We start from the raw sequence: 24796 nt of genomic DNA on the forward strand, positions 1-24796 counted from the left end.
GCTGGTGGGCTGGGTAGGGGAAAGTTTTGCCTAACCCTTCAACTGCTGAAAAAATCGGCACAGGGGAGTATGGGGAAGCGGGGCAAATGCCCCATAATAGGCAGCAAGCAAGGGGCAAAGTTTTGGCAACTGTCACCGGTCTTTAAAGCCCTATTCGCTTACTCACCTACTTTCTCCATTCTTTCCATGCCCATTGTCAAACTTCTCTTCGGCGTTCTGGGCATTGCAGGGGTCATCTATCTTTCGTTGTGCAGCTGGCTGTGGTTTGCCCAGCGGCGGCTGATGTATTTGCCCTGTCCGGCCATGGGCGTGACTCCGGATGCGTTTGGCGTTGTCTACGAAGATGTTTGGATTCCGATCGATGGGGCTGGGCTGGTGCACGGCTGGTGGCTGCCGGCGAACTCGGGCAATGGCCTCACCATTTTGTATCTCCACGGCAATGCTGGGAATGTTTCTAGCAATTTGGGCAAGGCGCTGCAGCTGCGATCGCTAGGGGCCTCGGTGCTGACCATCGACTACCGTGGCTATGGCCAGAGTTCTGGACCCTTCCCCACCGAGCAGCGGCTATACGAAGACGCTCTGGCGGCCTGGCGGTTTTTGCAGGTTGAGCAAGGCGTCATGCCTCAACAGTTAGTGGTCTACGGTCATTCCCTCGGCGGGGCGATTGGCATTGAGTTAGCTAGCCATGTGCCTCAGCTAGCAGGGCTGGTGGTTGAAGCGTCGTTCACCTCTATGGCCGATATGGCGACCCTTTCCCAGTACAATCGCTGGTTCCCGGTGCGTCAGCTGCTCACCCAAAGGTTTGAGTCGATCGCTAAGGTCAACCGCCTCAAGGTTCCTACCCTCTACCTGCATGGCCTAGCGGATGCCTCGGTACCGGCTGCCATGAGCGAGGCGCTCTATCAGGCTACGAGTGGCCCCAAGTCTCTATGGTTGGTGCCCGATGCTGACCACAACGACCTACCTGACTGGGCGGGCGATGAGTTTGCTCAACGTCTGCGCCAGTTTTTGCAAGATTATGTGTTGGTTAAGCACTAACGGCCCTAGCCGATCTGCAAAGCTCGCGTAAATCCCGCTGTGAGGTCTGCAAGCGCCCGCACTGAATTTGCTATCGTTAGCGCTAACAGAGCGATCGCCTTGCCCCTGGGCGATCGCTTTTCAATGTTCAGGGCTGCTTGCCAAGCTAGTGCAGGCCACAGTTTCGCTAGCCTATACCTAAATCCTGCTCCTATTCATCACCCTATAAAACACTCTATGGCTCGCCTTTCTACGGAACTTACCCGCTATTTTTTTGAAGAGGTCGGCACTCCCCAAGTCAGCCTCAAAGAAATCTTGACCCTGGCTGGCGAACGCACCTTTGGCTTTTTGTTCGTCGTGCTGGCGTTGCCGTCTGCCCTGCCGCTGCCGGCCCCTGGCTACTCAACCCCCTTCGGTATCGTGATGTTTCTGCTGGCGGTGCAGCTTATCGCCGGGCGCACTCAACCCTGGATGCCTGAAAACTGGAACCACAAGCAGTTTGATTTGGGGTCGGTGCAAAAAATTGTCAAGGCAGGTACCCCCTGGCTGCGGCGGCTAGAGGCGGTTTCGCGACCTCGCCTGACGCCGGTCTGCACCAGTTTGCCGGGGCGCACGGTTTTGGGCATTGCGATCGCGCTGATGTCGATCTCCATGATGATCCCCATTCCGGGCACCAATACCCTGCCCGCCATGGGCATTTTTGTAACTGGGTTTGGCCTGCTCGACGACGATGGTGCCATTAGCTTAGGTGGGCTGGTGCTGTGCCTGATGGGGGGCATTCTCACCACACTAATTTTGACCTTTGGCTACGAGGCGGTCAAAACCGGCATCGAGTTTCTCAGCAACCGCTTCTTTTAGCCCTAGCTCACCCCCAGAGTCAGCCCCCAACGCCGCAGGGTACCTGTGGCACCGGCAACACTGTCCACCGCCCGCAGTCGCCAGGTGCCTTGGGCCGGTTGGCCCAGTAGCCTGACGAGCACGGGGGTCGTTTCCAGGCTGTAGGTTTGGTGTAGCTCGCTTTGGCGGCCCAGGGTGCGGCTTTGAATGATTGCGGTTATGCCGTTGGGGGCAACCAGGTGCAGGCTAATATCTCCTAAAAACTCATGCTCTAAGACGACTTCCACTTGGATATCGGCCACGGTTCCGGCAGCGGCGATCGCCACGCTGCTCTCCACTCCCCCCGGCTGATTGTCTGGGATCGCCTGCTCGGTCTGGTTTTGCTGCTGCACCACCCGCCCTAGCTGTCGCCCCGCAAAGGCCCGACGCTGGGCCTCGCGCACCGCCGCCGCCGCATTTACCTTGCCGTAGCCAAACCACTGGGAGTGGCCGTTGGCATTGTAGGTGCCGTACTGAAGGCCGAGCTGGGGGTCTGGAGTGCGATCGACAATTTTGTCGGCGGTGGTCTGCAAAATTTCGCGCACCTGCCGAGCCGTCAGACTGGGGTTGACCGAGAGCATCAGCCCCGCTACCCCCGCTACCACCGGACACGAGCTAGAGGTGCCGCCAAAGGTATTGGTGTAGTCGTCGCTAGAGTAGCCCGCTCCCTGGGTGCGATCGCTCGTCACCATGCCCCGCCCCGGCTGGTACTGGGTCAGCGGCGGCCCAGTTGGCACATTGCCCACCTGGGGCAGGGCCATATTGGGCGGCGCGTTGTTGCTGGGGGCCGCTACGGCAATGTGTTCGCCCCAGTTGCTGTAGGCGGCCTTGGTGCCCAGGCTGGTCGAGGCTGACACCGCAATCACATCGGGGTGAATGGCAAACCCGCTCAGCCACCGGGTGGGGCCGTTGAGCGCATTCTTAGGCCACTGGGTTTCGTTTACAGTGCCGCTGACGGGGCGGTTGGCATTGCCCGCCGAAAAGACAATCACGCAGCCCTTGCCGTTGCGCCCGGTGGTGGCGGCCCGCGTCAGCGCATTGGTCTGCCGCAGGGTAAGAGGAAAGTAGTTTGCCGCCGGTGACCAGCTACAGACAATCACGGCGGTCCCCCGACGCACCGCCTCGTCAAATAGCTGTTCGATCGCCCCATCGTCGATAAAGCCCGTGGTACGAATCGGTAAAAAGGCGCAACCAGGGGCCACCCCGACGATGCCAGTGGTATTTTCTTCGCCAATGGCCAGCCCGGCGACGGCGGTGCCGTGGTTTTCGTCCTGCTTGGCGGGCAGGGGCAAGGCATCTTTATCGCGCAGATCTAGCGGTGCTACCAGCTTGCCGACTCCCTGGAGATCGGGATGGTTGAGGTCAAACCCGTCGTCGCTGACGGCAATCACCACCGACCTGGATCCCCGAGTAATATCCCACGCGGCTTCCGCTGAGATGTGCGACCCTGGGGTCAAGCTAGCGCCACCGTTGTGAAACAGGTGCCACTGCTGGGGATAGCGATCGTCCGTGGGGCGGTAGAGGCTGCCGGTTTCTATAGACAAGTTAGGTTCTGCCGCCAGCACCGTCTCCAGAGCCATCAGTCGGTTGGCAATTTTGATTGGATTTTCGATCGCCGCTGAGGTAACCCGCACCACAAAGGTATTGGGCATGCCCTCTAGCGGGTTTTCGATGGCAATGCCCAAGCTCCCCAGAAGGGCGTCAATCGTGGCAGCGGTAGTCTCGGGGGCAAACTGCACCGTGAGCTGGTCGGTCAGATAGACCCAGGTTTGCGGGCTATCGACCAGGCGATACACATGGCTGGCGAAGCGTACCGTCGGGTCTTGGCGGGCTGCGGTTAGGGCTGCTTCCAGACCATTCTCAGCCATCTGCCACTCCACCAGCTGTCCTCCTGCTACCGGGCGCACCGCCAAAGGGTTGAGGCGCTGTTGCAGCGGTTCTAAGGCCGTGGGTGTTGTCAGACGGGTGGTGAAGCGGGCGGGCACTTTTTCGAGCAGCAGCTCTTCGCCGCCGCGCTGCAAGATTTCCCCTCGAAAATTGCTGCGGGGGCCGCTGCTGGGCAAACGAGCATCGGAGGGAAAGGCGGTCATTGAGGAGTTGGCCCCCGGCGGGAACTTTTTGCCACTAGAGCAGTCTGTGACCTGGCTATGGTGCTAACCCGATATACCCTAGGACAGTTGCCTGACTGGGTTGGAAATCGGTACTGCACCATACCGAGATGATAAGATACCCCAGTGATTTTCTGTTTAATTGTCCCTCACTGCTTTGTTGTCCCTCACGGCGTTTTACTCTATGGTCGTCTTTACCCGTTTGCTGCGTCAGTCTTGGGGCGGTTGTGCCGCCGCTGCCCTGTCTATTGCCCTGGTTGCAGGGGGATCTGGGGTGGCCCTGGCCCAGGAGGGTAGTGGCTCTGAACCGGTACGACCGCTAAACCAGGCTAGCAGCTCCCTCAGCATTGCCTCGGGGCAGCAGCTTATGACCGAGGCCAGCGCTGCGATCGCCGACCAAAACTATCCCCTAGCCGAAGAAAAGCTCAAGGCAGCCAAGGAGAGCTTTAACCAGCTCTCAACCTACTACCAAGAGCTAGCTCAGATGTTTGTTGGGGTTGACACCCAAATCAACCGCAGCAACCGAGAAAAAGCGCTAGAGACCGCGCAGCTGCGCGATCAGGCGTCCTATCAGCTGGCGCTGGTCTATCGCTCGCAAAATCAGGCCAACGAGGCGGTGCCCCTGCTGATGGAAATTCTGCGCAGCCAGCAGCCCACCCGCGATTTGGGCCAGCGAGCCTATCAGCAGCTGTTTGAACTGGGCTTTGTCGATGAGCCCTACAATGGCCGGGCGGCTGCCACCCCAGTCGAACCGGCTGAGCCAGCTGAGGCAGTCGAGCCAGCCGAGCCGACTGAATAGGCGATCGCTCCTCGACCTTTCTTAGTCAACCATAGCTAGATTCAATGCCCCCCGGTTAGCGACTAAGGGTTGCTCCTGGCAATATGGTCTTAGGGGAGTTGAGTGCCCCAGCTACCTATCCCACAAGGAACTGTTCATGATTACTCCCGACCAGGTTAGCACCATGATCAAAGCTGGCCTTCCCGACGCCGATGTGCAGGTGCAAGATTTGACCGGCGGCGGCGACCATTACCAGGTGGTTGTGGTTTCGTCACAGTTTGCGGGGCGCAGTCTGGTGCAGCAGCATCAGTTGGTGTATGGGGCGGTGCGCGAGGCCATGTCCTCCGAGGCTATCCATGCGTTAGCCTTAAAGACCTATACCCCAGAAGATTGGGCTGCTCAAAGCGCCTAAGCCTGGGCATCGCTTCGCCTCAACCGTTTACTTCGTTCTGCAAGGGTATCGACGCTATGGATTCGGCAACTAAAGAAAGACTCGATCAGCTGGTGCAAAACAACACCATCATGGTGTTTATGAAGGGCAACAAGCTCATGCCCCAGTGCGGTTTCTCCAACAATGTGGTGCAAATTCTCAACGTGCTGGGAGTCCCCTTTGAGACCGTTGACGTGCTGGCCGATTCAGACATTCGCCAGGGCATCAAAGAGTACTCCAACTGGCCCACCATTCCCCAGGTGTACATCAACGGCGAGTTTGTCGGCGGTTCCGACATTCTCATCGAGCTGTACCAAAACGGCAAGCTTCAAGAAATGGTGGAAATTGCCATGGCTTCCTAGGGGTTTGCGGTAGCCTGAATGGCTAAATCACTCCTCCGGCAAGTTTGAACTCAGCTCAGCCCTCTATTATCAAGGGCTGAGCTGAGTTGTTTGTGCCGATCTAGGGATCGGCTGCTTTTTAGGCGGTATAGGTTGCCCCTAGGCCGAGCGATCGCAGCCCTCGGCGGTAGGTAATCGAGGTTTTATCGGCCCCAATGTGGGATTCTGCCGACATATCGAGCGGCAAATCCTCCGGGTATTGGGCTTCTACCACCTGCTTATCTTCCTCAAACACCTGATAGTTAAACTCATATACCGGCTCTAGGGGCATATCTTTGTCGAAATTGCGGCAGATCGGCACAAACACCCGAGTTTTGCGAGCCGAGATTGGGCTAGCCGCATTGAGAATACACAGCCGCCCCTCTCCCGGAAAGTGCACGGTCAGCCGGGCCGTAAACGGTAGGAACACCTCAAACACCCGCAGCCACTGAAAGTCTGCCGGAGCGCGGTCTTGCATGGCCTTCGGAAAATTGCTCACGCTGCTGAGATACTCTGCCCGCAGGCCATGCTCCGTGGGGCTCACCTCATAGCGCGGCACCACTGGATTGTTGATATCGCCAAAGGTGTCGGTATGCACCCAGGCGAAATGAGCCACGTCCAAAAAACCTTCTATCTGTCGGCCTGCCGCCGCATCTAGGTCTACGGTTTCGGGCAAAATTTGCTGATAGTCAGGGTCATTCCACTCGGGCAACTCGGGCAGGGGGTATTGGTCACTGCCGCTGAGGGTCGTCCAGATCAAGCCATAGGCTTCTTTGACCGGGTAGGTTTTGAGACACAGTTTTTTGGGAATGCTGGCCTCTGGGTTAGCGGGCACCTTAACGCACTGACCATCGGCAGCGTAGTGAAAGCCATGGTACTTACAGACCAGATGGTCGCCCGCTACCCAGCCCATGCTGAGGGGAATGCCTCGGTGCAGGCAAATATCGTTGGCGACCGAAAGACCGCCAGCCGTGCGCCAAATTACCAGCCGCTGGTCGAGCAGGGTAGCGGTGACGGGGTGATCGGTTACGTCATGGCTAAAGGCAATGGGATACCAGAACGGGTAAAGCGCATCCCAGTCTGATTCGGTAAAGGTGCATCCCCTTGGGTAGGTCTGTTGATGGGCCATAGCAATGCCTTCCAAAAATATCCTGTTAGGCATAGCAGACTCCATTAGCCTCAGTCTGACGTTAGTAATACAGCGCCGCAGCGCCCTGGTCTCTCCTTCAGGTTGGTATGGTAAACCCAGGCAAATGCATCCTTCGCTATGACCACAACTGCTCTGCCCCCGGCCTTTCAGCAGCGTCTTGACGGCGCTGCAATCACGCGCCCGATGGTGCGACTTTGGCTGTTGGCCGCCAGCTTAATTGCCCTAGACGGGTTTGACTTTTTTATTATTGGAGTCGCTCTGCCGTTTTTGCAGCGCGACTTAGACCTGGGGCCAGCGGCAGTTGGGGCTGTGGCGGCGGCAGCGATCGCCGGTTCCCTGCTGGGCTCGCTATTCCTCGGGCCGCTCACCGATAAACTGGGCCGTCAGCCCATGCTGATTGCCGACGTCATTCTATTTGTGGTGGCTACCGCTGGCACCGCCCTGGCCTGGAACCTGACTTCGCTACTGGTCTTTCGGGTATTGGTTGGGGTGGCGATCGGGGCCGACTATCCCATCAGCGTGGCCTACATTGTCGAAAATGTGCCCACGCGCCACCGCGATCGGCTAGTGATTGGCGCGTTCTCGTTTCAAGCCGTGGGGGCGCTGGTGGGGGCGCTGGTGGGCGTCGCCATTCTGTACGGATTTTCGGTGGGCTATCCAGGTGATGAGCAAATAGCGATTCACTACGCCTGGCGCTGGATGCTGGGGGTGGGGGTGGTTCTAGCGCTGGGGGTAGCTCTAGCGCGCTTGGCAATTTCCTTTGAAAGCCCGGCATACCTGCTGGCCCAGGGCGACTACGAGGAAGCCTCTGCCATGGCCTCTGAGCTGCTGGGGGAGCCCATTACCCTAGAGCCCGATCGCATATCACCAGACAACCAGCCTAAGCTTCGCTATCGAGACCTATTTGCGCCGCCCTACCGCCGCCAAACGCTGCTGGCTGCGGTGCCCTGGTTCTTGCAGGATATCGCCACCTACGGCGTGGGCATTTTTACCCCAGTTATTTTGAGCGTTTTGGTGTTTAGCGAATCGTCTGATCTGGTGGCGCAGACCCTGGCCTCGGCCAAGGGCTCGGCCCTAGTTGATCTCTTCTTAATTCTCGGTTTTCTGTTAGCGGTACTGATGGTGAAGCGGCTGGGGCCGATCGCACTGCAAATCGCTGGGTTTTTAGGTATGGCTCTGGGGCTTGGGCTGCTGGCGGCTTCGGCAGGGCTGCCAGCAGAAAGCCGTGTAACGATGGGGTTGATTTTTGGCGGCTTTTTCCTGTTTAACCTGTTGATGAATGCTGGCCCCAATGCGACCACTTTTCTCCTGTCGGGGGCCGTGTTTCCGGCTGCGATTCGAGCTAGCGGGGCCGGGTTGGCAGCAGCCATCGCTAAAGCTGGGGCGGTGTTAGGCACCTTTGGGCTGCCGATTCTCCAGCGGGCTCTGGGGCTGGCTCCAACCCTAGGTCTGTTGGCGGGGTTGTGCGTGGTGGCTGCCCTAATAACTCTGGCCTATCGCCAGGCAGCGGATCCGCTAAGGCTGGTGAATAATGGGGCGATCGCCGACTCCGCGCCTGGGGGATCGGCTTTCTAGCGCTAGCGGGCTGGCGCTGAGCAGCGCCGAGGCCTCGGCAGCAGGCATGGGCTTGGCCCAGTAGTAGCCCTGGCCAAACTCGCAGCCTAGCGATCGCAGCGCTGCCGCCTGCTCCAGGGTTTCAATGCCCTCGGCAATCAAGTCCATCCCCAGGGTGTGGCCTAGGCCAATAATGGTGCGCACAATCTCGTGGTCTTCGCGACTGCCTCCCATATTGCGAATAAACGACTGATCAACCTTCAGGGTGTCGATGGGGAAGCGTCGTAGATAGCTCAGCGACGAGTAGCCCGTGCCAAAGTCGTCCATCCCCAGTTTGCAGCCCAGGGCTTTGAGCCCCAGCATCAAGTCAATGGCAGTCTCAACATCGCCCATCACCATGCTCTCGGTAATTTCAAGCTTGAGGCGGCGGCCGTCGAGGTTGGTCTCCCGCAAAATTTGCCCTAGCTGGTCGGCTAGATGGGGCTGTTCAAACTGCCGCCCCGATAAGTTGACGCTGATCATCAAGGGGTGGTCAGGAAAATCTTGCTGCCACTGGTGGGCCTGGCAGCAGGCGGTGCGGCAGATCCACTCGCCCAGGGGCAAAATCAGCCCCGTCTCTTCCGCCAGCGGAATAAACCGTATCGGTGATACAAACCCCTGGCGAGGATGATGCCAGCGGATCAGAGCCTCAAACCCGGCCACATCCCCCGTTTCTAGATCAACAATGGGCTGGTAGTAGAGCACAAACTCTTGGTGGGCGATGCCGTGGCGCATCTCGGTTTCGAGGGTGAACTGATCGGCGGCGCTGGCCATGCTGGCCGCAAACACTTGATAGCGGGTTTGGCCAGAGCGCTGGGCGCGATACATGGCGGTTTGGGCATCGCGCAGCAGGTTCTCAGCGGTGTAGGCCTGCTGCGGTTGAGGCACGACGATCCCAATGCTGGCGGTCATAGCAATGTCTTGGTTATTCAGGCTAAAGGGCTCTCCTAGCGCCTGCTGAATGGCATTGGCTAGGTTGGTCAGAAACTCTTGATTGCTTTGCCGCAGGGCTAGGGCAAAGTCATCGCCGTTGACCCGACCCAGCTGGGCCGTGCGGGGAATCACCCGTCGCAGGCGCTTAACCATCAGCAGCAGTAGGCGATCGCCCGTAGCCTGCCCCAGACTGACATTGACCTGCTTAAAGCGATCAAACCCCACCACCATAATCCCTGGCGGGCTGAGGTGCTGCCGCTGGGCTGAGGGCGACAGATGTTGATCTAAGTGACTGAGCCAGGCCTGGCGATTGAGCAGCCCCGTAGGCAGATCGCGGCTGTAGGTATAGAAAACCCGATGGGCCATGGTTACGGCCAGGGCCAGGGAAAACCCCACCGAAGGTTCTAGTACCGGAATCCAAACCGTGCGAAGAAAGAGCCCCCAGCCTAGGGAATAGAGCAACCCCAGGGCTGTCAGACTCCCCAGACCAAGCCCCAGAGGATGGCCAAACCGCCAGGCCAGCACCCCCCCGACCACGGCCCAGCCCCACAGCCACAGCCCCTCTCCCCACCGGGGCCAAAAGCTAAAGGTCGAGCGCTGGTGCTGGGCGATGTCGAGCAGGTGGCTAATGATTTGGGTATGGACGATAACGCCAGGGGCATGAAAGGTTTCGATGTCGCTGCTGTAGGGGGTATACAGCACGTCTTTGAGGCTGGGTGCCAGGGTGCCAATGACCACAATGCGATCGCGAATCTGATCGGGGGCAACGGCCCCTGCCATGAGTTCGCTCCAGGTCACCGTAGGAGCGGGGCTGTAGCGGCTGCGATAGTTCAACAGCGTTTGATAGCCGCGCGTATCGGCCCGCTGGTAGCCCCCGTGATGGGTCTCTAGGGGCAAAATCGGCACCTGCCCCAGCCACAGAGCCTGGGCATCGTAGCGAAACGCTTTGCCCAGAGTGGCCAGATAGTGCAGGCTGACCCGTAGAGCAAAGGAATAGTAAGCCTGGTCGCCCCCGGCTACAAACAACAGGCTGCGTCTCAGCACCCCGTCTGGGTCAAGGACAAGGTCATTAAAACCAACCCGCTCCGGGGGAACCCCCGGCGGCGCAGCAACGTCACTAATAATATTGTTGATGGCCACCAGGTTATCGGCCTGAAGCGCCAATGCTAGAGCCTGTTCGCCGGGGGAATGGGCTAAATCTCGGTAGAGATCGAGGCCAATCACCCGTGGGCTGTGCCGCTGAAGCTGGGCCAGCCCCTCGGCCAAGACCTGATCCCTGAGAGGCCAGCCATAGCGGTGTAGATCGGCTTCGCTGATACCGACAACCAGCAGCCTGCTGTCGGCTGCGAGGTCAACCCGCCGCTGCATAAATTGATCGAAGACTTTAAGTTCTAGCGGTTCTAGCCAGCCCAGAGACTGTAGACCCAACAGTAGCACCGACGTTAAAACGCTGGTCAGCAGGATGGAACGTCCCGCCGTGCGCAGGCGATTGGGTATTGGAAAGAGCATTGGCCATCGGCGAGAGAACTCCATGGCCATTGGTTACTGCACAACGGTAGCGAGATCGAGGGTTTCTAGCAGACGACTCCACTGGGCCTGGACGAGTTCGTTGCCAGGATGGGCCTGACGTAGCTCTACCAACAGCGCGATCGCATCGCTCCACAGCCCTTGACCCTGGTAGGTTTCGACTAAGTCGAGCTGGGTTTCGACCAGGGCCGTATCGGCTGGTACGGGGGTGAGGGGTACCCGGCGCAGCCAGCCCTCTAGCACCACGTTTTGAGAGAGGTCGCGGGGGTTGCAGGCGACCACAAAGTACCAGTGATAGTCCTGATCGGCGTTAACTAGATTGGCGGGTAGGTGTACCCCAATCAGGGGTTCAGTACCGGCCACCAGGGTGGTCTCGTACAGTCGATTCTCGTCGGCATCGTGGAGAATAAACTGGCCGTGGTAGGGGGACTCGGCTGTCGGTACCGAAAAGTAAAGGGAGGGGCGATCGCTAGCGGTAACCCCCAGGTTGCTGGCGGGGTTTAGCGCCGCCAGAGACCGGCTGTCGATGGCGCAGTTGCCCCGGGTTCCCCCCCCTACCCGGCGGCCCGGAAATGCGCCGCGATCGCTATTGCCTGATTGGGCCAGGGCAGGTTCTGACGCCGTAAATGCCGCCAGCCCTACCATGAGGGTCAGCGCTAAAAAAAATCTAGATCGAGTGACGGTGCCCATGGTGAGAAAACTCTGATTTAGTCTAGTAGCTGTCTTCTTCAAGGTAGTGATGTCTGAGAGAGGAAAGAACCGTAGTATTACCGGGGACAGATCTGGGGGCTTTAAGTTTTGGTGAATGCTGATTAAGCCCCAATCAAGCTGCTCGGTTTACGCTAATCGGCTCTACCACGGGCTGCTGATTAAACTGAACCCAGCCCAGTAGTAGGGAGAGGACAAATCAGTCCCAGCGCTGGTCTGTAAATCACTGGGTACAGGTACAGCACCCCGGGGCAGCAGCAGTTGGTCACCCTCAAACCGGGCCTCTCCTCGCAGCATAGCTAGCTGGGCCTGGCGCAGGGCCTCGCTTTTGGTAGGGGTTTGCCCCAGATGACTATAGAACTCATTCATCAAGGCCAGAGTGCCCGCATCATCCACATTCCACAGGCTGGCCAGGGCTGACTTCACCCCCGATTGCAGAGCCAGACCAGCAAAGCCCAGCTCCGCTTCGTCGTCGCCCACGGCGGTGCGGCAGGCACTCAGCACCAGTAGCTCTAGGGATGGCGAGTTCCAGTTCATTTGGCGCATCTCGTCTAGGCTGAGCTGGCTATCCCACAGCTGAATGTAGGAGTTGCTGGGGTCGCCGGGCTCAAATACCGCATGGGTGGCTAAATGTACCACGGTGGGCGATTGGGCCCGCAGCCACAGCCGCAGGTTGGGTAAGGTAAACCCTTGGTTGAGGAACGATCGCCCCTGCCAATTCTCCCCCTCGGGCCGGGTGCCGCGCAGCTCTGACAAAATACTGGAGAGTTCGGTGGGCACTGCTGGCAGCGGCTCCTGGGTGTCAAACTCAGAGGCTCCCATGGCCAGAATATTGCCGGGGCGTAGAGGCGTGTAATCGGTCTGAATGAGGTTAAAGGCTGGAATTCGGGTGAGGCTGTACTTCTCAATCAAGAATTGCTCGCCGTCGTGGAGGGCGGCCAGGGGCACGCCCCGCACGCCGCTACCGAGACAAAACAGTAGGGTATCAATGCCCTCTGCGGCTAAAAACTCGGCCTCGTAGGGCTCAATAATCCACTCGTGGAGCTTTTGGGCGGCGGGACGGTTGCGCCGGGGCACTACGCTGCTGGTCTCTAGCATAAAATCGTTGACCGTCGCGCGCAGGAGGTCGTCGGGCACGTTGTAGAGGTCGCGCACGATGGGCTGCCCCTGGGCGGTCAGCAACACCAGATGCAGGTGGTCACCCCGAGGAATGACCCAGATGACTGCGGGGTTGGTGCCGGTTTCGGCTCCCAGGCGGGCCAGGGTAGCAGCGATTTCGGCAGGCCCCTGGGTGACGGCCATCGGCTCGTCACCAAAATATTCGGCAAAGTCTTCCTCTAGCCCCTGCTCCATGGCCAACACCTTTTCGCTGAGGGTTTGGGCGCTGGCTGGCAGGGCACTGAGGGCCGCGATCGCCAACGCTACGCTCCAGGTGGCTAGCTGGGGAACTCTTTTCTGCTGAGTTGAATTGGGTTGAGCGGTATAGGACTGAGGCGATCGCGGGCGAAAACTCTTAAACACAGGGCTGTCCTCAATGCACGTTGGGTTAGCGCAGGGCGCTATGGCCAAGAGTGCCCACGGGGAGAACAGTCCCTCCGCTCAAATTAAGTGACTTAACGAACAATTTATACTGAGCTGCTATGGAAAAGCCCTTAGATAGCCGTCATCGCTGACGTAGGTGCTTCTTCACTCTCTGGGGAGACTTCTTCAAAGCGAATTACGTCTTGGCGAGGGCTAGCATGGCTGACCCGCACCTGAAACTGCTCCCCTAGGGCTACGGCTCGGTTAAAGCGCATGGCCAGCTCCAGGCCCAAATCTTCTACCATAATTAGCCCTAGCCCTTCGTCTTCGCGCAGCCAGCGCAGCAGCATCACATCCCAGGGTTGGGCTTGGTGGCGACGCAGGTACTCTAAGGCCCAGTAGCGCTTAGTCTGGCGCTCGACCAGGGTGGCTTCGTAGGCGGCAGAGCTAGCGCCAATGGCCAACTCGGTCACTTCTGTGGAGGAAAAAGGTAGCGGCTCGCCCCGCAGGTGGGCTTTGAGCTGAAAGTGGGTCACCAGATCGAGGTAGCGACGAATCGGCGAGGTGACTTGGCTATAGCTGTCTAGCCCCAGGGTGGCGTGGCGGCTGGGGGTAATGCCCACTTCGCTGCGGGTCATGCAGCGGCGAATGGCCGAGTCGCGCACCCAGCCGGTGGGTAGCGAAATCAGCTCTTCGTCGGAGGGTAGCTCGGGCTGGGGCTGGCTGCGAAAGGGAATGGCGAGGGCGTGGGTTTGCCCGTAGCGGGCGGCCACTTCCCCAGCCAAAATCATCATTTCGGCCACCATTTGCCGGGCCGTAGAGTCGTTGAGCACTTCGATGACAATGTCGTCGCCCGCCTCAGACACCTTAATACTTGACTCGGGCATGTTGATGCTGATTGCCCCCTGGGTGAGCCGCCACTGGCCACGCACCTTGGCCCAGTGGGCCAGCCCTTGCAGTTCGGGCTCGGCGGTAATGCCCAGTTCTAACATTTCATCGACATCGTCGTAGGTGAGGCGGTAGGTGGGACGAATCAGGGTGGGATGAATTTGATAATCCTGAATATCGCCGTCAGCCGTGAGGGTGATGCCAAAACTGAGGGCACAGCAGGTTTGCCCCTGAATTAAGCTCATGGCCCCGGTGGCCAGCTCCATGGGGAACATGGGGATCATGCCGGTGGGCAAATAAACCGTGGTGCAGCGGCGACGGGCCTCAAGGTCTAAATCATCGCCGGGCATGAGCCAGCGGGTGGGGTCGGCAATGTGAATCCACAGGCGCTGGGTGCCGTCGTCTAGGGTCTCTAGGCTCAGGCCGTCGTCGATTTCTTGGGTGCTGGCGTCGTCTACGGTGTAGGCCTTGAGGTGGGTGAGGTCTATCCGGCGGGCATCGGGGTCAGGCGGCGGAGACTGGAGACGCTGCTGCGCCATAGCAAGGGTTTCCTCAGAGAAGTGACCGGGAATTTGGCTGCGCCTGAGGGCTAGATTTTCGTGGACGCTCCACAGTCCCAGTGCCACTAGGGTATCAAATGCACCCGCCGCTGTCGGGTTAGTACCCAGAGCATTAAGGATTTCTAATGCCTGGATCCGCTGACTTGACTCGTCGCCAAGCAGAGCCAGACGCTCCAGGATTTCGAGGCGGGGGCGATCGCTCTTTTCCCAAACCACGGGTTCGCCGGCCATGGCCTGCCGGGCTTTGGTAATGAAGGATTCCCACTCGTGCTGACGCTGGGCCTCGCGCTCAATTTGCAGCCGTAGTTCGTCAACTTGGGCAGCGGGGCGGGGTTCGTAGCGATCGCCCTTTTGCTTGAAGAAAATTTTGTCTTCGGCGAGCAGTCGGTGAGCGGCGTAGCAAAAAGTGGAGCTTTGGTCAGAAAACAACAGCTGCGCCAAAGCAGCCGGGTCAGCAGATTCCCCGGCTTCGGTTAAAAACTCCCAGGCGATTTCTAAACTGGAAGGATCGATATATTGCTCAGCTTCTGAAACGAAGGAGGCAATATCAGTAGGTTTATAGCTGTTGCCGCTGACCTCGTAGGTGAGGTCGCGAGGATGGAGGGTGTGGGCTTGGCCCCGCTCGTCGATCACCACCCAGTTTTTTTTGCCCTCGGGACGATCGACGACCCCTAGACGGGGCTGTCCCTGGTGCTTAAATTCGACTAGCGTTCCTTTGTCAACCAAGCCAACACCCTAGCGATCGCCATCCCTAGCCTAGCCTAGCCTTCCCCATTCACATAGGGCAGCAGGGCGATAATTCGCGCCCGCTTAATGGCAGTGGTGAGTGCCCGCTGTTGTTTAGCGGTCAAGCCAGTGATGCGGCGAGGCAGAATTTTGCCGCGCTCGGTGATGAACTTACGAAGCAGATCGACATCTTTGTAGTCGATCGGGTCTTCGGGCTTGATTGGAGATACTCGACGACGAAAATAGGCCATGGGTGCTAATTACTTGATTTCTTTGTGGATGGTGTGCTTGTTGCAGTGAGTGCAGAACTTTTTGAGTTCGATGCGGTTGGTCGTGTTACGACGGTTTTTTTGGGTGGTGTAGCGAGATACACCGTTGGAGCGCTTATCCGGGTTGGTTCGGCACTCGGTACACTCTAGGGTTATGACGAGGCGGACGCCTTTAGCCATGACGGTTTACCTGAAAATAGGGCGGGCAAAAATAATACACAGTCTTTCATTATTTCACAGCCCGACAAGATCGCCAACATCAATTTTGAGATGGGAAAGTGGTGGCCATAGGTAGGGTGGGCATTGCCCACCAATAAACTCGACAGTATGACCAGAGGTAGGGGCCTGCGGCGCACAATTGGGGTCAAAAGCCAGATCTGCTGCTGGGGCCATTTTGATGGCCCCAGACCCCCGTCAACCAGGGACGTTCCGCCGCCCTGGACCCGACGGAAAGGACTAACCGATCATCGGTTTAAACCTCTGTTCTGCAAATTGGCCTGTAGGCAACATTGAACTCAGCGGTTCTAACCCTCTGGTTTGCCTTTTTGACCTACGCCCCTTATCTCACATTTCTCATCTTCCCTACTCGCCCACTCACTCGCTCACTTACCCGCCTACTTCCACTCCCTACCCACCCACCTTCTGCTCCACACCAAACCCGACCAGCGCTAGGCTATCCATTGCCTCTCCCTCGGCGGGGCGGTGGTAGTTGAGGATGCGGCGAATGCGGGTGTTGGGGTTGACCAGCAGAATGGAATCGACGGAGACCACGCGGGTGTAGGGGGTGGTCATGAGCAGTTCGCGGTTGCTCTGGTCGTAGGTGAAGGTGGAGATGATCGGGCGGTCTTCTTCGTAGGCGCGATCGCGCAAGTAGTCCCCGGCTAGCATAGTCCCCTCCTGCTGCTTGGGTACGAACAGCGCCCGCAGTTCTTGGGAAACTTCTTCGCCTTTGTCAGAGACGGTGTGGAAGGCGAGTTGAAAGCCGGGCAGTTGGTCGATGTTGTCTACGGGGTCGTAGCCGTTGTCAGCCAGCACCTTGCGCCGTAGTTCAGGGGTGATGCCATCGACGCGAAAGTCGGTGTGCGATCGCTCCACCTCTTGCTGGGCCATGTAGTGATAGGTGCGCTCAATCGACCATTGCCCAATGCAGCAGTCGAAGAAATAGGTGATGTCGGCTAAATCCATTGCGTTAGCCCTGGGGGGATGTGCGTTAACTCCTACGGTACCAGGGTTTGCGAAGGCTCTCATCAACTGCCTCTAGCCTCACCCTCAGGATGCCTCAGCGTTAAGTATTAATGCTTACAGATTCTCCCGCGAGACTGCGTAGGATAGGCGACAAGTTTGACTGAATCACCCACTCGGGTCATTGTCGGACGCCTGCCTGCCCACTATGATGAAAAAACAAAAGTTAAGAAGTCTAACAATCTTGCTTTTCTGGATTGACTTTTGCTGCTCCATGTCCTGTCTTTGGATGGCTAACTATGCCCCTCTCCGCTGATGTTGCCCGCCTTTTGGCTGAACCTTTAGTGCAGGCCTTTTTTCAAGAAACCGCCGGAGACTGGCGCTCGGAGCGTCGCTACTACACCCTTAAGAGCGGCGAAACCCAGGAAGTGGTGAGCCAGATCACGATCGAATTTTTAGAAGCAGGTGCCGATCAGCTTTTGGCACTCGCCGATTTACACCAGCTTGATGCCCAGCAGCCGTTAATCTGCGGCACCACCGTCACCTGGGAAAGCGAGTACGTAGGCACCGGCAAAAAGCCGGTGGCGGGCAGCACCATCTTTGGAGTGCGCGGAACGACCCTGTATCGCGATCGCGGTTTTGCCACCCCTAAGCCCGTCACCGCCCAGTACCACTTCAACGACAGCCGCACCCTGGTGCTCAAAACCCAGTACAACGACTCTTCATTTGAAGAAGAACTGCGGCTAATCGGTCAGCGCTACCGCACCCGCCAAACAGTGATTTCCCGCGCAGGGGAAGAGATCATGATTGGGCAGTATTTGGAAACGCGGCTTTAGGCTCCAGAGCAGGCGTAGAGGATTTGCCGCCAGCTGCACGCCACGCTTGCTCAAGCCAAAATCCCAAATCCCAAATCTAAAATCCTAAATTGCTTACTGGCGCGCCTCTAGCACCACAGGGCTAACCAAACCCCAGTGGGGGTTGCCCTCGCCTGTGGTGAGGCTAACCCAGCCCAGCCCTTCGCTGGTGCCAACCCAAATCTTGTTGCCCGTATTAGGCGAAAGCGAAAGGATGCGCCCGGAGGGCAGGGATGGCACCTGACCCAGCAGTTCACCGCTGTCGGGCCTGATCTTAAACAGCCCCGTGGTGGTGCCGACCCAAAGATTGCCGGCGCTGTCGAACTCAGTGGATTGGACGTTGCGATCGCGCATTGTGCCGACCGATCGCACTAGTTCGGCCCGCACCGGGTCTACAACCAGTAGACTGCTGGCGGTGCCGACCCAGAGGTTGCCGCGTGGCCCCAGGGTGAGCGACTGCACCGCGCCCCCCGGTAGATCGCCGACCTCACGGATGGGAAAAGCGCTGGCGGTATTGATCTGCACCAGCCCGTCGAGGGTGCCGACCCAAAGGTTATTGTTGCCGTCCAGAGCCAGGGCATTGGCGCTAACGCCGGGCAAATCCTGCACGGTGGTCATCAGCAGACCGCGATCGGGGCTGATCATGACTAGGCCGCGATCGGTGCCGGCCCAGAGAAAGCCACGGCTGTCTACCAATAGCGACAGCACCCGGTTAGAGGGCAGCGTGAAGTTTTGAGCGGTAATGACGTTAGTGCGGGGGTCAACCCGTACCAGGCCATCAAAGGTGCCTACCCAGATGCGCCCGACCCGGTCTTGGGCTAGGGATTCTAGGGTGCGGCTGGGCATTCTGACTCGCTGCAGGACTCGTCCGGTTTCGGGGTTGATGCGAGAAAGGCCCGCCCAGGAGCCGACCCAGAGGTCGCCGGTAAAGTCGGGCTGAAGGGCGGTAACGCGGTAGTCGTTGGTCAGGGGTGCCTGGGCCAGGACCGGTGGGCTGCCAGATTGAAGGGCGAAGGGTGAGTCGGGGGTAATGGGTAGGGGGTAGAGACTCCCCGGTGACAGGGTTAGCGACGATAGCAGCAGCAGGCTTAACATATTCTCTCCCCACGGTTTGCGGTGGCGTGCGACAGCCCCTAATGGATTGCCCTGACAGGTTGCCCTTCAAGGCTTTAGGGCACCTTCAAGCGTTACAGTATATCGACAATTGCTGGGGGTGGCGTCTCTGGGCTGAATTTAGTGATCAGCATCCCTTGGTCATAGAACAGGGTTGGCTTCAAAGAACTTGAGAAACCCACACTTTGTGTCATCTTGATCCATAGTTTTTAGTTATGAATGTATACAGATCTTCCAAAACTAAACTTATCCAATCGCTGATAGTATGCTAACCATACGGTAATAAAAAATACTGAAAGCACTTGTGGGGTGGCCGTTTTGAGGGCTGTCCTAGAAAATGCTTTGGTATTTCTACTCGTCTCAAATTTGCGTGGACTGACCGGGGCTTGGGCTGAGCAGAGGCTTCCTTCAACGGGGAAGCTATTTTGTGTGCGGCTGGGCTAGCAGGGGTTCGCTTGAGGGATTTCTTAGATTCACAGGAAGGGAGACATGTCTTACTCTCAGACAACGACTCAATCAAAAGCTGGCTACAGCGCCGGGGTTAAGGACTACAAACTGACCTACTACACGCCGGACTACACGCCCAAGGATACCGACATCCTGGCGGCGTTTCGGATGACCCCCCAGCCCGGCGTGCCGCCCGAAGAGTGCGCTGCTGCTGTGGCCGCTGAATCGTCTACCGGTACCTGGACCACAGTGTGGACCGACCTGTTGACCGACATGGATCGGTACAAGGGTCGCTGCTACGACATCGAGCCCGTGCCCGGCGAAGACAACCAGTACATCTGCTACGTGGCCTACCCCCTCGACCTGTTTGAGGAAGGTTCGGTTACCAACCTGCTGACCTCCCTGGTGGGTAACGTGTTTGGTTTCAAGGCTCTGCGCGCCCTGCGTCTGGAAGACCTGCGCATTCCTGTGGCCTACCTCAAGACCTTCCAGGGGCCTCCCCACGGCATTCAGGTAGAGCGCGATCGCCTCAACAAGTATGGTCGTCCGCTGCTGGGTTGTACCATCAAGCCCAAGCTGGGTCTGTCGGCTAAGAACTATGGCCGCGCTGTGTACGAGTGTCTGCGCGGTGGTCTCGACTTCACCAAAGACGACGAGAACATCAACTCCCAGCCCTTCCAGCGCTGGCGCGATCGCTTCCTGTTTGTGGCCGATGCCATCCACAAGTCCCAGGCTGAGACCGGCGAGATCAAGGGTCACTACCTGAACGTCACCGCCGCCACCTGCGAAGAAATGATCAAGCGGGCCGAGTACGCCAAAGAACTCGGCATGCCCATTATCATGCACGACTTCTTGACCGGTGGCTTTACCGCCAACACCAGCCTGGCTCACTGGTGCCGCGACAACGGCGTGCTGCTGCACATTCACCGCGCCATGCACGCTGTTATTGACCGCCAGAAGAACCACGGTATTCACTTCCGCGTGCTGGCCAAGTGCCTGCGCATGTCTGGTGGGGACCACATCCACACCGGTACTGTGGTGGGCAAGCTCGAGGGCGACCGCGCCGGTACCCTGGGCTTTGTTGACCTGCTGCGCGAAAACTACATCGAGCAGGACAAGTCTCGCGGTATCTACTTCACCCAAGACTGGGCGTCCATGGGCGGCGTTATGGCCGTAGCCTCCGGTGGTATCCACGTGTGGCACATGCCTGCGCTGGTAGAAATCTTCGGCGACGACTCCGTGCTGCAGTTTGGTGGTGGTACTCTGGGTCACCCCTGGGGTAACGCACCGGGTGCCACCGCCAACCGCGTGGCTCTTGAAGCTTGTGTGCAGGCCCGTAACGAAGGCCGCGACCTGGCTCGTGAAGGTGGCGACATCATTCGTGAAGCTTGCAAGTGGTCACCCGAACTGGCCGCCGCCTGCGAACTGTGGAAGGAAATCAAGTTCGAGTTCGATACCGTGGACACCATCTAAATGGCTAGCGGGTACTGCGGTATCCGCTGGGCGGCGGCTTAGGGCGCGTTGGTCAGTCCACCGATTCGCAGGGTCTCAAAATTCTTTGGGAATGCTGTGCAAGTTACCGAATCTGACAACTATTCGGGCTTAGATCAGGGCTACCAACCGCCCGACTGGCGGGGTCTACGTCAATCGTTCGAGAGACACCGATGGACCTTAAGCAATCGGCTAAAGAGACCGCTAAGGTGCTCACTAGCTACCTGACGTTTCAGGCTGTGAAAACAGTGCTGAATCAGCTCAAGGAAACCAACCCCGCCCGCGCCTATTGGCTTAACGGGTTCTCAACTAAAGAAGCGCTTCAGGATGGCGAAGCCTACCTGAGCGCCCTGTTGAGCGAGAGCCCAGACCTGGCTATTCGAGTGATGACTGTGCGGCAGCACATTGCAGAGGGTATCTGCGAGTTTTTGCCCGAGATGGTGGTCACTAGCATCCAGCAGGCCAATATGGAACACCGCCGCCAGCATTTAGAACGCATTACTCAGCTGGGAGATGCTGAACACACCGTCGATTCAGAATTTGTTGAGGACGCCGATGTCCCGCAAGAATCTGCGGCTGACGCTGACCCCTCCCCTGAGTAGGCGATTGGTCTCAACTCTATGGCTCATTTGTTTAGTTCACGGCGTCAGCCGATCGCACCCTAGTTAACTTAACGAGGACCTATGAAAACTCTGCCCAAAGAGCGTCGTTTTGAAACGATGTCGTACCTGCCCCCGCTCACCGATGCTCAGATCGAGCGGCAAATTGCCTACATTCTCAAGCAGGGCTACTTCCCCGCTATTGAGTTCAACGAAGCCTCGAACCCCGAGGAGTATTACTGGACCATGTGGAAGCTGCCCCTGTTCAACGTCACCTCTACCCAAGAAGTGCTGAGCGAAGTGCAGGCCTGCCGTTCTGAGTACTCCAACTGCTACATCCGCGTAGTGGGCTTTGACAACGTCAAGCAGTGCCAGATCGCTAGCTTCATCGTGCACAAGCCCGGTGCTACCAGCAGCGGCTACCGCTACTAAGGTCTGCCCCGTAAGGGGGTAGACAACGACAAAAGGCGGAGAGGGTTAACCCTCTCCGCCTTTTGTCGTTGGAGCTATAGCAAGAGCTGTACATCCCATGCTATCGGCTAGAGCAGGTGGCCAGCAGTTGCTGGTCTAGCTCAGAGAGGGTGGCGATCGCATACATGCCCTCTAGTTCAGTTACCCCAGCTCCACCGCTGCTGCTGGCGATGTTGGTGTCGGCCACCATCGCTACCGAATAGCTCGATTCGCTCTGGTCGTAGGCATCGGTAATCACCAGGTCGAGGGCACCGTTGCCCACCGTGCCGCGCACACAGTCAAAGGACGATGAGTGCTGATAGATCGCTCCGTTCAAGCGGCCTTCCTGGGCTTCAAACACAAAGTAGACAGCCCCTACCGTATCGGCAACCGGTGACTCACCGTAGAGATAAATGCCGTTAGGGATGCCGGGGGTGCTGCCTGATGCGCCACTAGCCATGGCCGAGAGCCCAATTACGGCGGCGGCAGCGGTGGCTAAGCGATACAGGCTGGTTTGGACGCGATCGCCCCAGATGGGAGATTCGGATTGAGCGGCAAGAGCGGGGGAAGGGGCCATGACGGGGGGTTTCAAGCGACATAAGTAATATCCCTCTAAAGGCCGATGCCCGTGGTGATAGCCTCCCCTGGCCCTGGTGATGTTGGTAAGGTGAGGGTGTGATCTCGATCAGCCCGGTTTACTATGGTCAGCTGCTTAACCCCTCGCTCAAGCTATCGGCCCGTGGTTCAGAAGGTTTTGTGCAGGGTAGGGGGGCTGGCGCTGGTTCTAGGGGGATGTGCGTCCGGTCAGCCAGAGATAGCCCTTGAAGCCCTAGAACCAGCCCTAGACGTACCCACCCTGGCCCAAACAGCACCCCACGATCTAGCGGTGGTGCCCGAACCCCCTCGCCCTGAGCCCGTTACCGTTTGGGAGCACCTGGAGCAGGCCGATCGGCAACTCTACGCCGTGCTGCTGCGCCACGCCCTGGCCCCAGGTACCGGTGACCCAGCGGGCTTTCGGCTAGAAGACTGTGCCACCCAGCGCAACCTGTCGGCGGCAGGGCAAGACCAGGCACGGCGCATTGGGGCGGCATTTCGGCAGCGAGATATTGCTGTGGTGCAGGTCTTGTCGAGCCAGTGGTGCCGATCGCTCGATACCGCCACCCTGATGGATCTAGGCCCGGTGGAACCCTTTGAGCCGCTGAACTCATTTTTTCGCGATCGCCGCACCGCTGCCGATCAAACTGCCCAGATCCAAGCCTATCTGAGTCGCCAGCCCAACCGGGGAGTCATCGTCATGGTCACCCATCAGGTCAACATCACCGCTCTCACTGGCGTGGTACCTGGATCTGGGCAGGCCGTTGTGATGACCCTTGATGATGAGGGTAATTTGGTGCAGGTAGGGTTGTTGGATGCGGGGGAGTAGCCGCAAATGGAATGGCCATAGACTTTGCTCCGCCAAGCCGCCTAAAGGATGCAAAGAGGTCAATAAAAAAGGAAGGAGCATAGCTCCTTCCTTAACTTTGAGATTGTTATGGGTTTAGCTTAAAACCGCTTAGGCTTCTTCAAGGCGAGCATAGAAAACGCCCTGCACTTTAATGTCTACCGGCTGCGCGGTACCCATGTCGGTGTCAGAGGGTTGCTCTGCTTCAAAGGTGCCAGCGACTTCACCAGTGGCGCTGTCGATCTTAGATACCCGCAGAGACATATGACCCTGACCGACATCAAAGGACTTCACATTTTCCTGGGCATACTCGCTGTCGCCGCTGCCGGGTAGAGCTACGGCGTTGTCATAGCCGGTGGCCAGACCGCGACCTTTGGGGTCAAGGAAGTTAGAGGTGCGGTAGGAGGGTACTTTATAGTCGCCCTCAAAGTCGATGGAGCTGTTCAGAGCGTTTTGTCCCGGCTGCGACTGAGCAGATAGCCCTTTGACGGTGAACAAGAACGGCTCTTGCTGGCCACCGGGAAGCTGCACGGTAATCGCCTGGAAATCCATGCCGCCGGTCTCAGAGAACAGCAGACTCCCGTCAGATTGCACGGTCAGGTCGCCGCGCACCTGGTCTAGGCTCGAGGTGTAGCGGGTCAGCACCTTGCCGGGCACGTAGGTCGCCTCTTGGCGCTTGGAGGCTTCTTCTTTAACAAAGTAGGCGGTGGGCTCAATGCACATGCCTACCAGTTGATAGGTTTTGCCACTTTCTAGGGCAATGCTGCCTCGGGTCATCTCAGAAAGCTGGGGGCACTTATTGGCCAGGCCAGTATTACGAATTTGGTCATAGGTCAGCGGCACACTACTGCTGGCACTGGGCGCTTTGCTACAGGCTGTCAGTACACTCAGGCAGATGGCCAAGAACGCAACTAAGAGGGCGCGATACCTCATGGTCTACCTCAAAATTTAGTATGTAAAAGGCGCTGTCAAACTACTCAAATAATGCGACAGCCGTCGGCTCTGGGCTGCTATGGCACCGGCCAGATAGCCCTGGCGCGAAACCATGGCGAACCACCTAGTTAGCGTGCTCGCTAGCCCGGCAACAACGCTGGGCCTGCCCTCAGCCAGTAAAGCCTCAAGTAAGCATTCTACATGGCTCTGGGACTCTTTCCTAGAATATCGGGCCTGTGCTGCCGAGGGGCTGGTATCTTGGGGTAAACCCAGTGGGGCTAAGGGTTTCCGAGTTAAGGCACATCAGAGCTTTACACAGTCTGGTAGAGGTCTTGACGGCCCAGCCGCTAACGTTAAGCTATCTAACAAAATCCCTAGCCAGACCCATGACTGACTACCCGCCCGGCGATCGCAGCGACAGTCTACCCAACGATTTGAACCAGCTGTCTGACCTGATCGATCAGGCCGCCCTGGGTCGCAAGGGCAACAGTACCGATTTGCTGGCCCTGCTGCGGCTGCTAGAGCAGTGCCACCGCGACATCTGCGAAACGCTTTTTTATGAGGCGCTGCCCGACAATCGCCAGCACCTCTACGCGCTGCTGAGAAATATTGAAGTGAACGGCGGCTGGCCCTATATTCAGCGCATGAAGCTCCAGGCGCTGCTGGTCAATCTGCCCGACTTAGATTTTGATACGTTCTTCTCGCCGAAGGTGATGCCGCTTGAGGAAGATGACTTCCCAGGGGAAGAAAAGTGAACGGCGACTGTCTGCGTATCTGTGGCCATGGGTGCCGTGGGAAGAGGACTTTCATTCCGCCTGCTGG

24 protein-coding genes are annotated in these 24796 nt (G+C 58.1%); 12 read left to right on the forward strand and 12 right to left on the reverse strand.

Annotated features, from left to right (window positions below; translation table 11 throughout):
• Window positions 1–186 precede the first annotated feature (186 nt).
• Together VB780_RS01675 and VB780_RS01680 are read left to right on the forward strand one after the other, a co-directional pair.
• Window positions 187–1038 (forward strand): alpha/beta hydrolase, encoded by an 852-nt coding sequence (locus VB780_RS01675; RefSeq protein WP_323349401.1) that lies wholly within the window; start codon window positions 187–189, stop codon window positions 1036–1038.
• A 216-nt stretch (window positions 1039–1254) separates the two neighbouring features.
• Window positions 1255–1875 carry an exopolysaccharide biosynthesis protein gene (locus VB780_RS01680; protein WP_323349402.1) on the forward strand — a complete coding sequence of 207 codons (621 nt, stop codon included), beginning with the start codon at window positions 1255–1257 and terminating at the stop codon, window positions 1873–1875.
• A gap of 2 nt (window positions 1876–1877) precedes the next feature.
• On the opposite strand, the gene VB780_RS01685 is transcribed toward VB780_RS01680, so the two are convergent.
• Entirely contained in the window at window positions 1878–3983 is a 2106-nt protein-coding gene (locus tag VB780_RS01685) for a S8 family serine peptidase (protein ID WP_323349403.1), read from the reverse strand.
• Window positions 3984–4185: 202 nt separating this feature from the next.
• Between VB780_RS01685 and VB780_RS01690 the strand changes: the two genes are divergently transcribed.
• The 3 genes from VB780_RS01690 to grxD all read left to right on the forward strand — a co-directional run bounded on the left by VB780_RS01690 (window position 4186) and on the right by grxD (window position 5571).
• Window positions 4186–4800, forward strand: a complete 615-nt coding sequence (locus tag VB780_RS01690) for a hypothetical protein (RefSeq protein ID WP_323349404.1) — start codon at window positions 4186–4188, stop codon at window positions 4798–4800.
• A 136-nt stretch (window positions 4801–4936) separates the two neighbouring features.
• Entirely contained in the window at window positions 4937–5191 is a 255-nt protein-coding gene (locus tag VB780_RS01695; protein ID WP_073610311.1) for a BolA family protein, read from the forward strand.
• Window positions 5192–5247: 56 nt separating this feature from the next.
• Window positions 5248–5571 (forward strand): Grx4 family monothiol glutaredoxin, encoded by a 324-nt coding sequence (gene grxD, locus VB780_RS01700; RefSeq protein WP_323349405.1) that lies wholly within the window; start codon window positions 5248–5250, stop codon window positions 5569–5571.
• Window positions 5572–5689: 118 nt separating this feature from the next.
• Here grxD and VB780_RS01705 read toward each other — a convergent pair whose 3' ends face one another.
• Window positions 5690–6718 carry an aromatic ring-hydroxylating dioxygenase subunit alpha gene (locus VB780_RS01705; protein WP_323349406.1) on the reverse strand — a complete coding sequence of 343 codons (1029 nt, stop codon included), beginning with the start codon at window positions 6716–6718 and terminating at the stop codon, window positions 5690–5692.
• Between the two features lie 138 nt (window positions 6719–6856).
• Here VB780_RS01705 and VB780_RS01710 point away from each other — a divergent pair, with 138 nt between their 5' ends.
• A complete protein-coding gene (locus VB780_RS01710; protein ID WP_323349407.1) occupies window positions 6857–8314 on the forward strand; it encodes an MFS transporter in 1458 nt (485 codons plus the stop codon).
• Here the strand turns inward: VB780_RS01710 and VB780_RS01715 are convergent.
• The 7 genes from VB780_RS01715 to VB780_RS01745 all read right to left on the reverse strand — a co-directional run bounded on the left by VB780_RS01715 (window position 8255) and on the right by VB780_RS01745 (window position 16649).
• A complete protein-coding gene (locus tag VB780_RS01715; RefSeq protein WP_323349408.1) occupies window positions 8255–10774 on the reverse strand; it encodes a putative bifunctional diguanylate cyclase/phosphodiesterase in 2520 nt (839 codons plus the stop codon). The genes VB780_RS01710 and VB780_RS01715 overlap by 60 nt on opposite strands.
• A 33-nt stretch (window positions 10775–10807) precedes the next feature.
• Entirely contained in the window at window positions 10808–11482 is a 675-nt protein-coding gene (locus tag VB780_RS01720) for a DUF928 domain-containing protein (protein ID WP_323349409.1), read from the reverse strand.
• Between the two features lie 162 nt (window positions 11483–11644).
• Window positions 11645–13021, reverse strand: a complete 1377-nt coding sequence (locus VB780_RS01725) for a CHAT domain-containing protein (RefSeq protein ID WP_323349410.1) — start codon at window positions 13019–13021, stop codon at window positions 11645–11647.
• 131 nt (window positions 13022–13152) lie between these two features.
• Window positions 13153–15195, reverse strand: a complete 2043-nt coding sequence (locus VB780_RS01730; protein ID WP_323349411.1) for a ribonuclease R family protein — start codon at window positions 15193–15195, stop codon at window positions 13153–13155.
• A 35-nt stretch (window positions 15196–15230) separates the two neighbouring features.
• Complete coding sequence (gene rpsR / locus VB780_RS01735; protein WP_073610307.1) at window positions 15231–15446, reverse strand: 30S ribosomal protein S18; 216 nt, start codon at window positions 15444–15446, stop codon at window positions 15231–15233.
• Window positions 15447–15455: 9 nt separating this feature from the next.
• Window positions 15456–15644 (reverse strand): 50S ribosomal protein L33, encoded by a 189-nt coding sequence (gene rpmG, locus VB780_RS01740; RefSeq protein WP_017298241.1) that lies wholly within the window; start codon window positions 15642–15644, stop codon window positions 15456–15458.
• Between the two features lie 447 nt (window positions 15645–16091).
• Window positions 16092–16649, reverse strand: a complete 558-nt coding sequence (locus VB780_RS01745) for a phycobiliprotein lyase (RefSeq protein ID WP_323349412.1) — start codon at window positions 16647–16649, stop codon at window positions 16092–16094.
• Between the two features lie 296 nt (window positions 16650–16945).
• On the opposite strand from VB780_RS01745, the gene VB780_RS01750 reads away from it, so the two are divergent.
• On the forward strand, window positions 16946–17482 hold the full coding sequence (locus tag VB780_RS01750; protein ID WP_323349413.1) for a phycobiliprotein lyase: 537 nt from the start codon (window positions 16946–16948) through the stop codon (window positions 17480–17482).
• Between the two features lie 93 nt (window positions 17483–17575).
• On the opposite strand, the gene VB780_RS01755 is transcribed toward VB780_RS01750, so the two are convergent.
• Entirely contained in the window at window positions 17576–18595 is a 1020-nt protein-coding gene (locus tag VB780_RS01755; protein ID WP_323349414.1) for a ligand-binding sensor domain-containing protein, read from the reverse strand.
• Between the two features lie 507 nt (window positions 18596–19102).
• On the opposite strand from VB780_RS01755, the gene VB780_RS01760 reads away from it, so the two are divergent.
• From VB780_RS01760 to VB780_RS01770, 3 genes are all read left to right on the forward strand, one after another.
• Window positions 19103–20533 carry a form I ribulose bisphosphate carboxylase large subunit gene (locus tag VB780_RS01760; protein WP_106871752.1) on the forward strand — a complete coding sequence of 477 codons (1431 nt, stop codon included), beginning with the start codon at window positions 19103–19105 and terminating at the stop codon, window positions 20531–20533.
• Window positions 20534–20724: 191 nt separating this feature from the next.
• The gene (gene rcbX / locus VB780_RS01765) at window positions 20725–21153 is read left to right on the forward strand and encodes a RuBisCO chaperone RbcX (protein WP_323349415.1); all 429 of its coding nucleotides are present in this window, start codon (window positions 20725–20727) and stop codon (window positions 21151–21153) included.
• Between the two features lie 81 nt (window positions 21154–21234).
• Window positions 21235–21582, forward strand: coding sequence for a ribulose bisphosphate carboxylase small subunit (locus tag VB780_RS01770; protein ID WP_323349416.1), 348 nt, complete (start codon window positions 21235–21237; stop codon window positions 21580–21582).
• Window positions 21583–21682: 100 nt separating this feature from the next.
• On the opposite strand, the gene VB780_RS01775 is transcribed toward VB780_RS01770, so the two are convergent.
• Entirely contained in the window at window positions 21683–22177 is a 495-nt protein-coding gene (locus tag VB780_RS01775) for a hypothetical protein (protein WP_323349417.1), read from the reverse strand.
• Between the two features lie 162 nt (window positions 22178–22339).
• On the opposite strand from VB780_RS01775, the gene VB780_RS01780 reads away from it, so the two are divergent.
• Entirely contained in the window at window positions 22340–23023 is a 684-nt protein-coding gene (locus VB780_RS01780) for a hypothetical protein (RefSeq protein ID WP_323349418.1), read from the forward strand.
• A 129-nt stretch (window positions 23024–23152) separates the two neighbouring features.
• Here VB780_RS01780 and VB780_RS01785 read toward each other — a convergent pair whose 3' ends face one another.
• On the reverse strand, window positions 23153–23974 hold the full coding sequence (locus VB780_RS01785) for a photosystem II manganese-stabilizing polypeptide (RefSeq protein ID WP_323349419.1): 822 nt from the start codon (window positions 23972–23974) through the stop codon (window positions 23153–23155).
• A 386-nt stretch (window positions 23975–24360) separates the two neighbouring features.
• Between VB780_RS01785 and VB780_RS01790 the strand changes: the two genes are divergently transcribed.
• Window positions 24361–24729, forward strand: coding sequence for a hypothetical protein (locus VB780_RS01790; protein ID WP_323349420.1), 369 nt, complete (start codon window positions 24361–24363; stop codon window positions 24727–24729).
• Window positions 24730–24796 lie beyond the last annotated feature (67 nt).

This window comes from Leptolyngbya sp. CCNP1308 (assembly GCF_034932455.1).
Lineage (GTDB): Bacteria > Cyanobacteriota > Cyanobacteriia > Phormidesmidales > Phormidesmidaceae > Nodosilinea.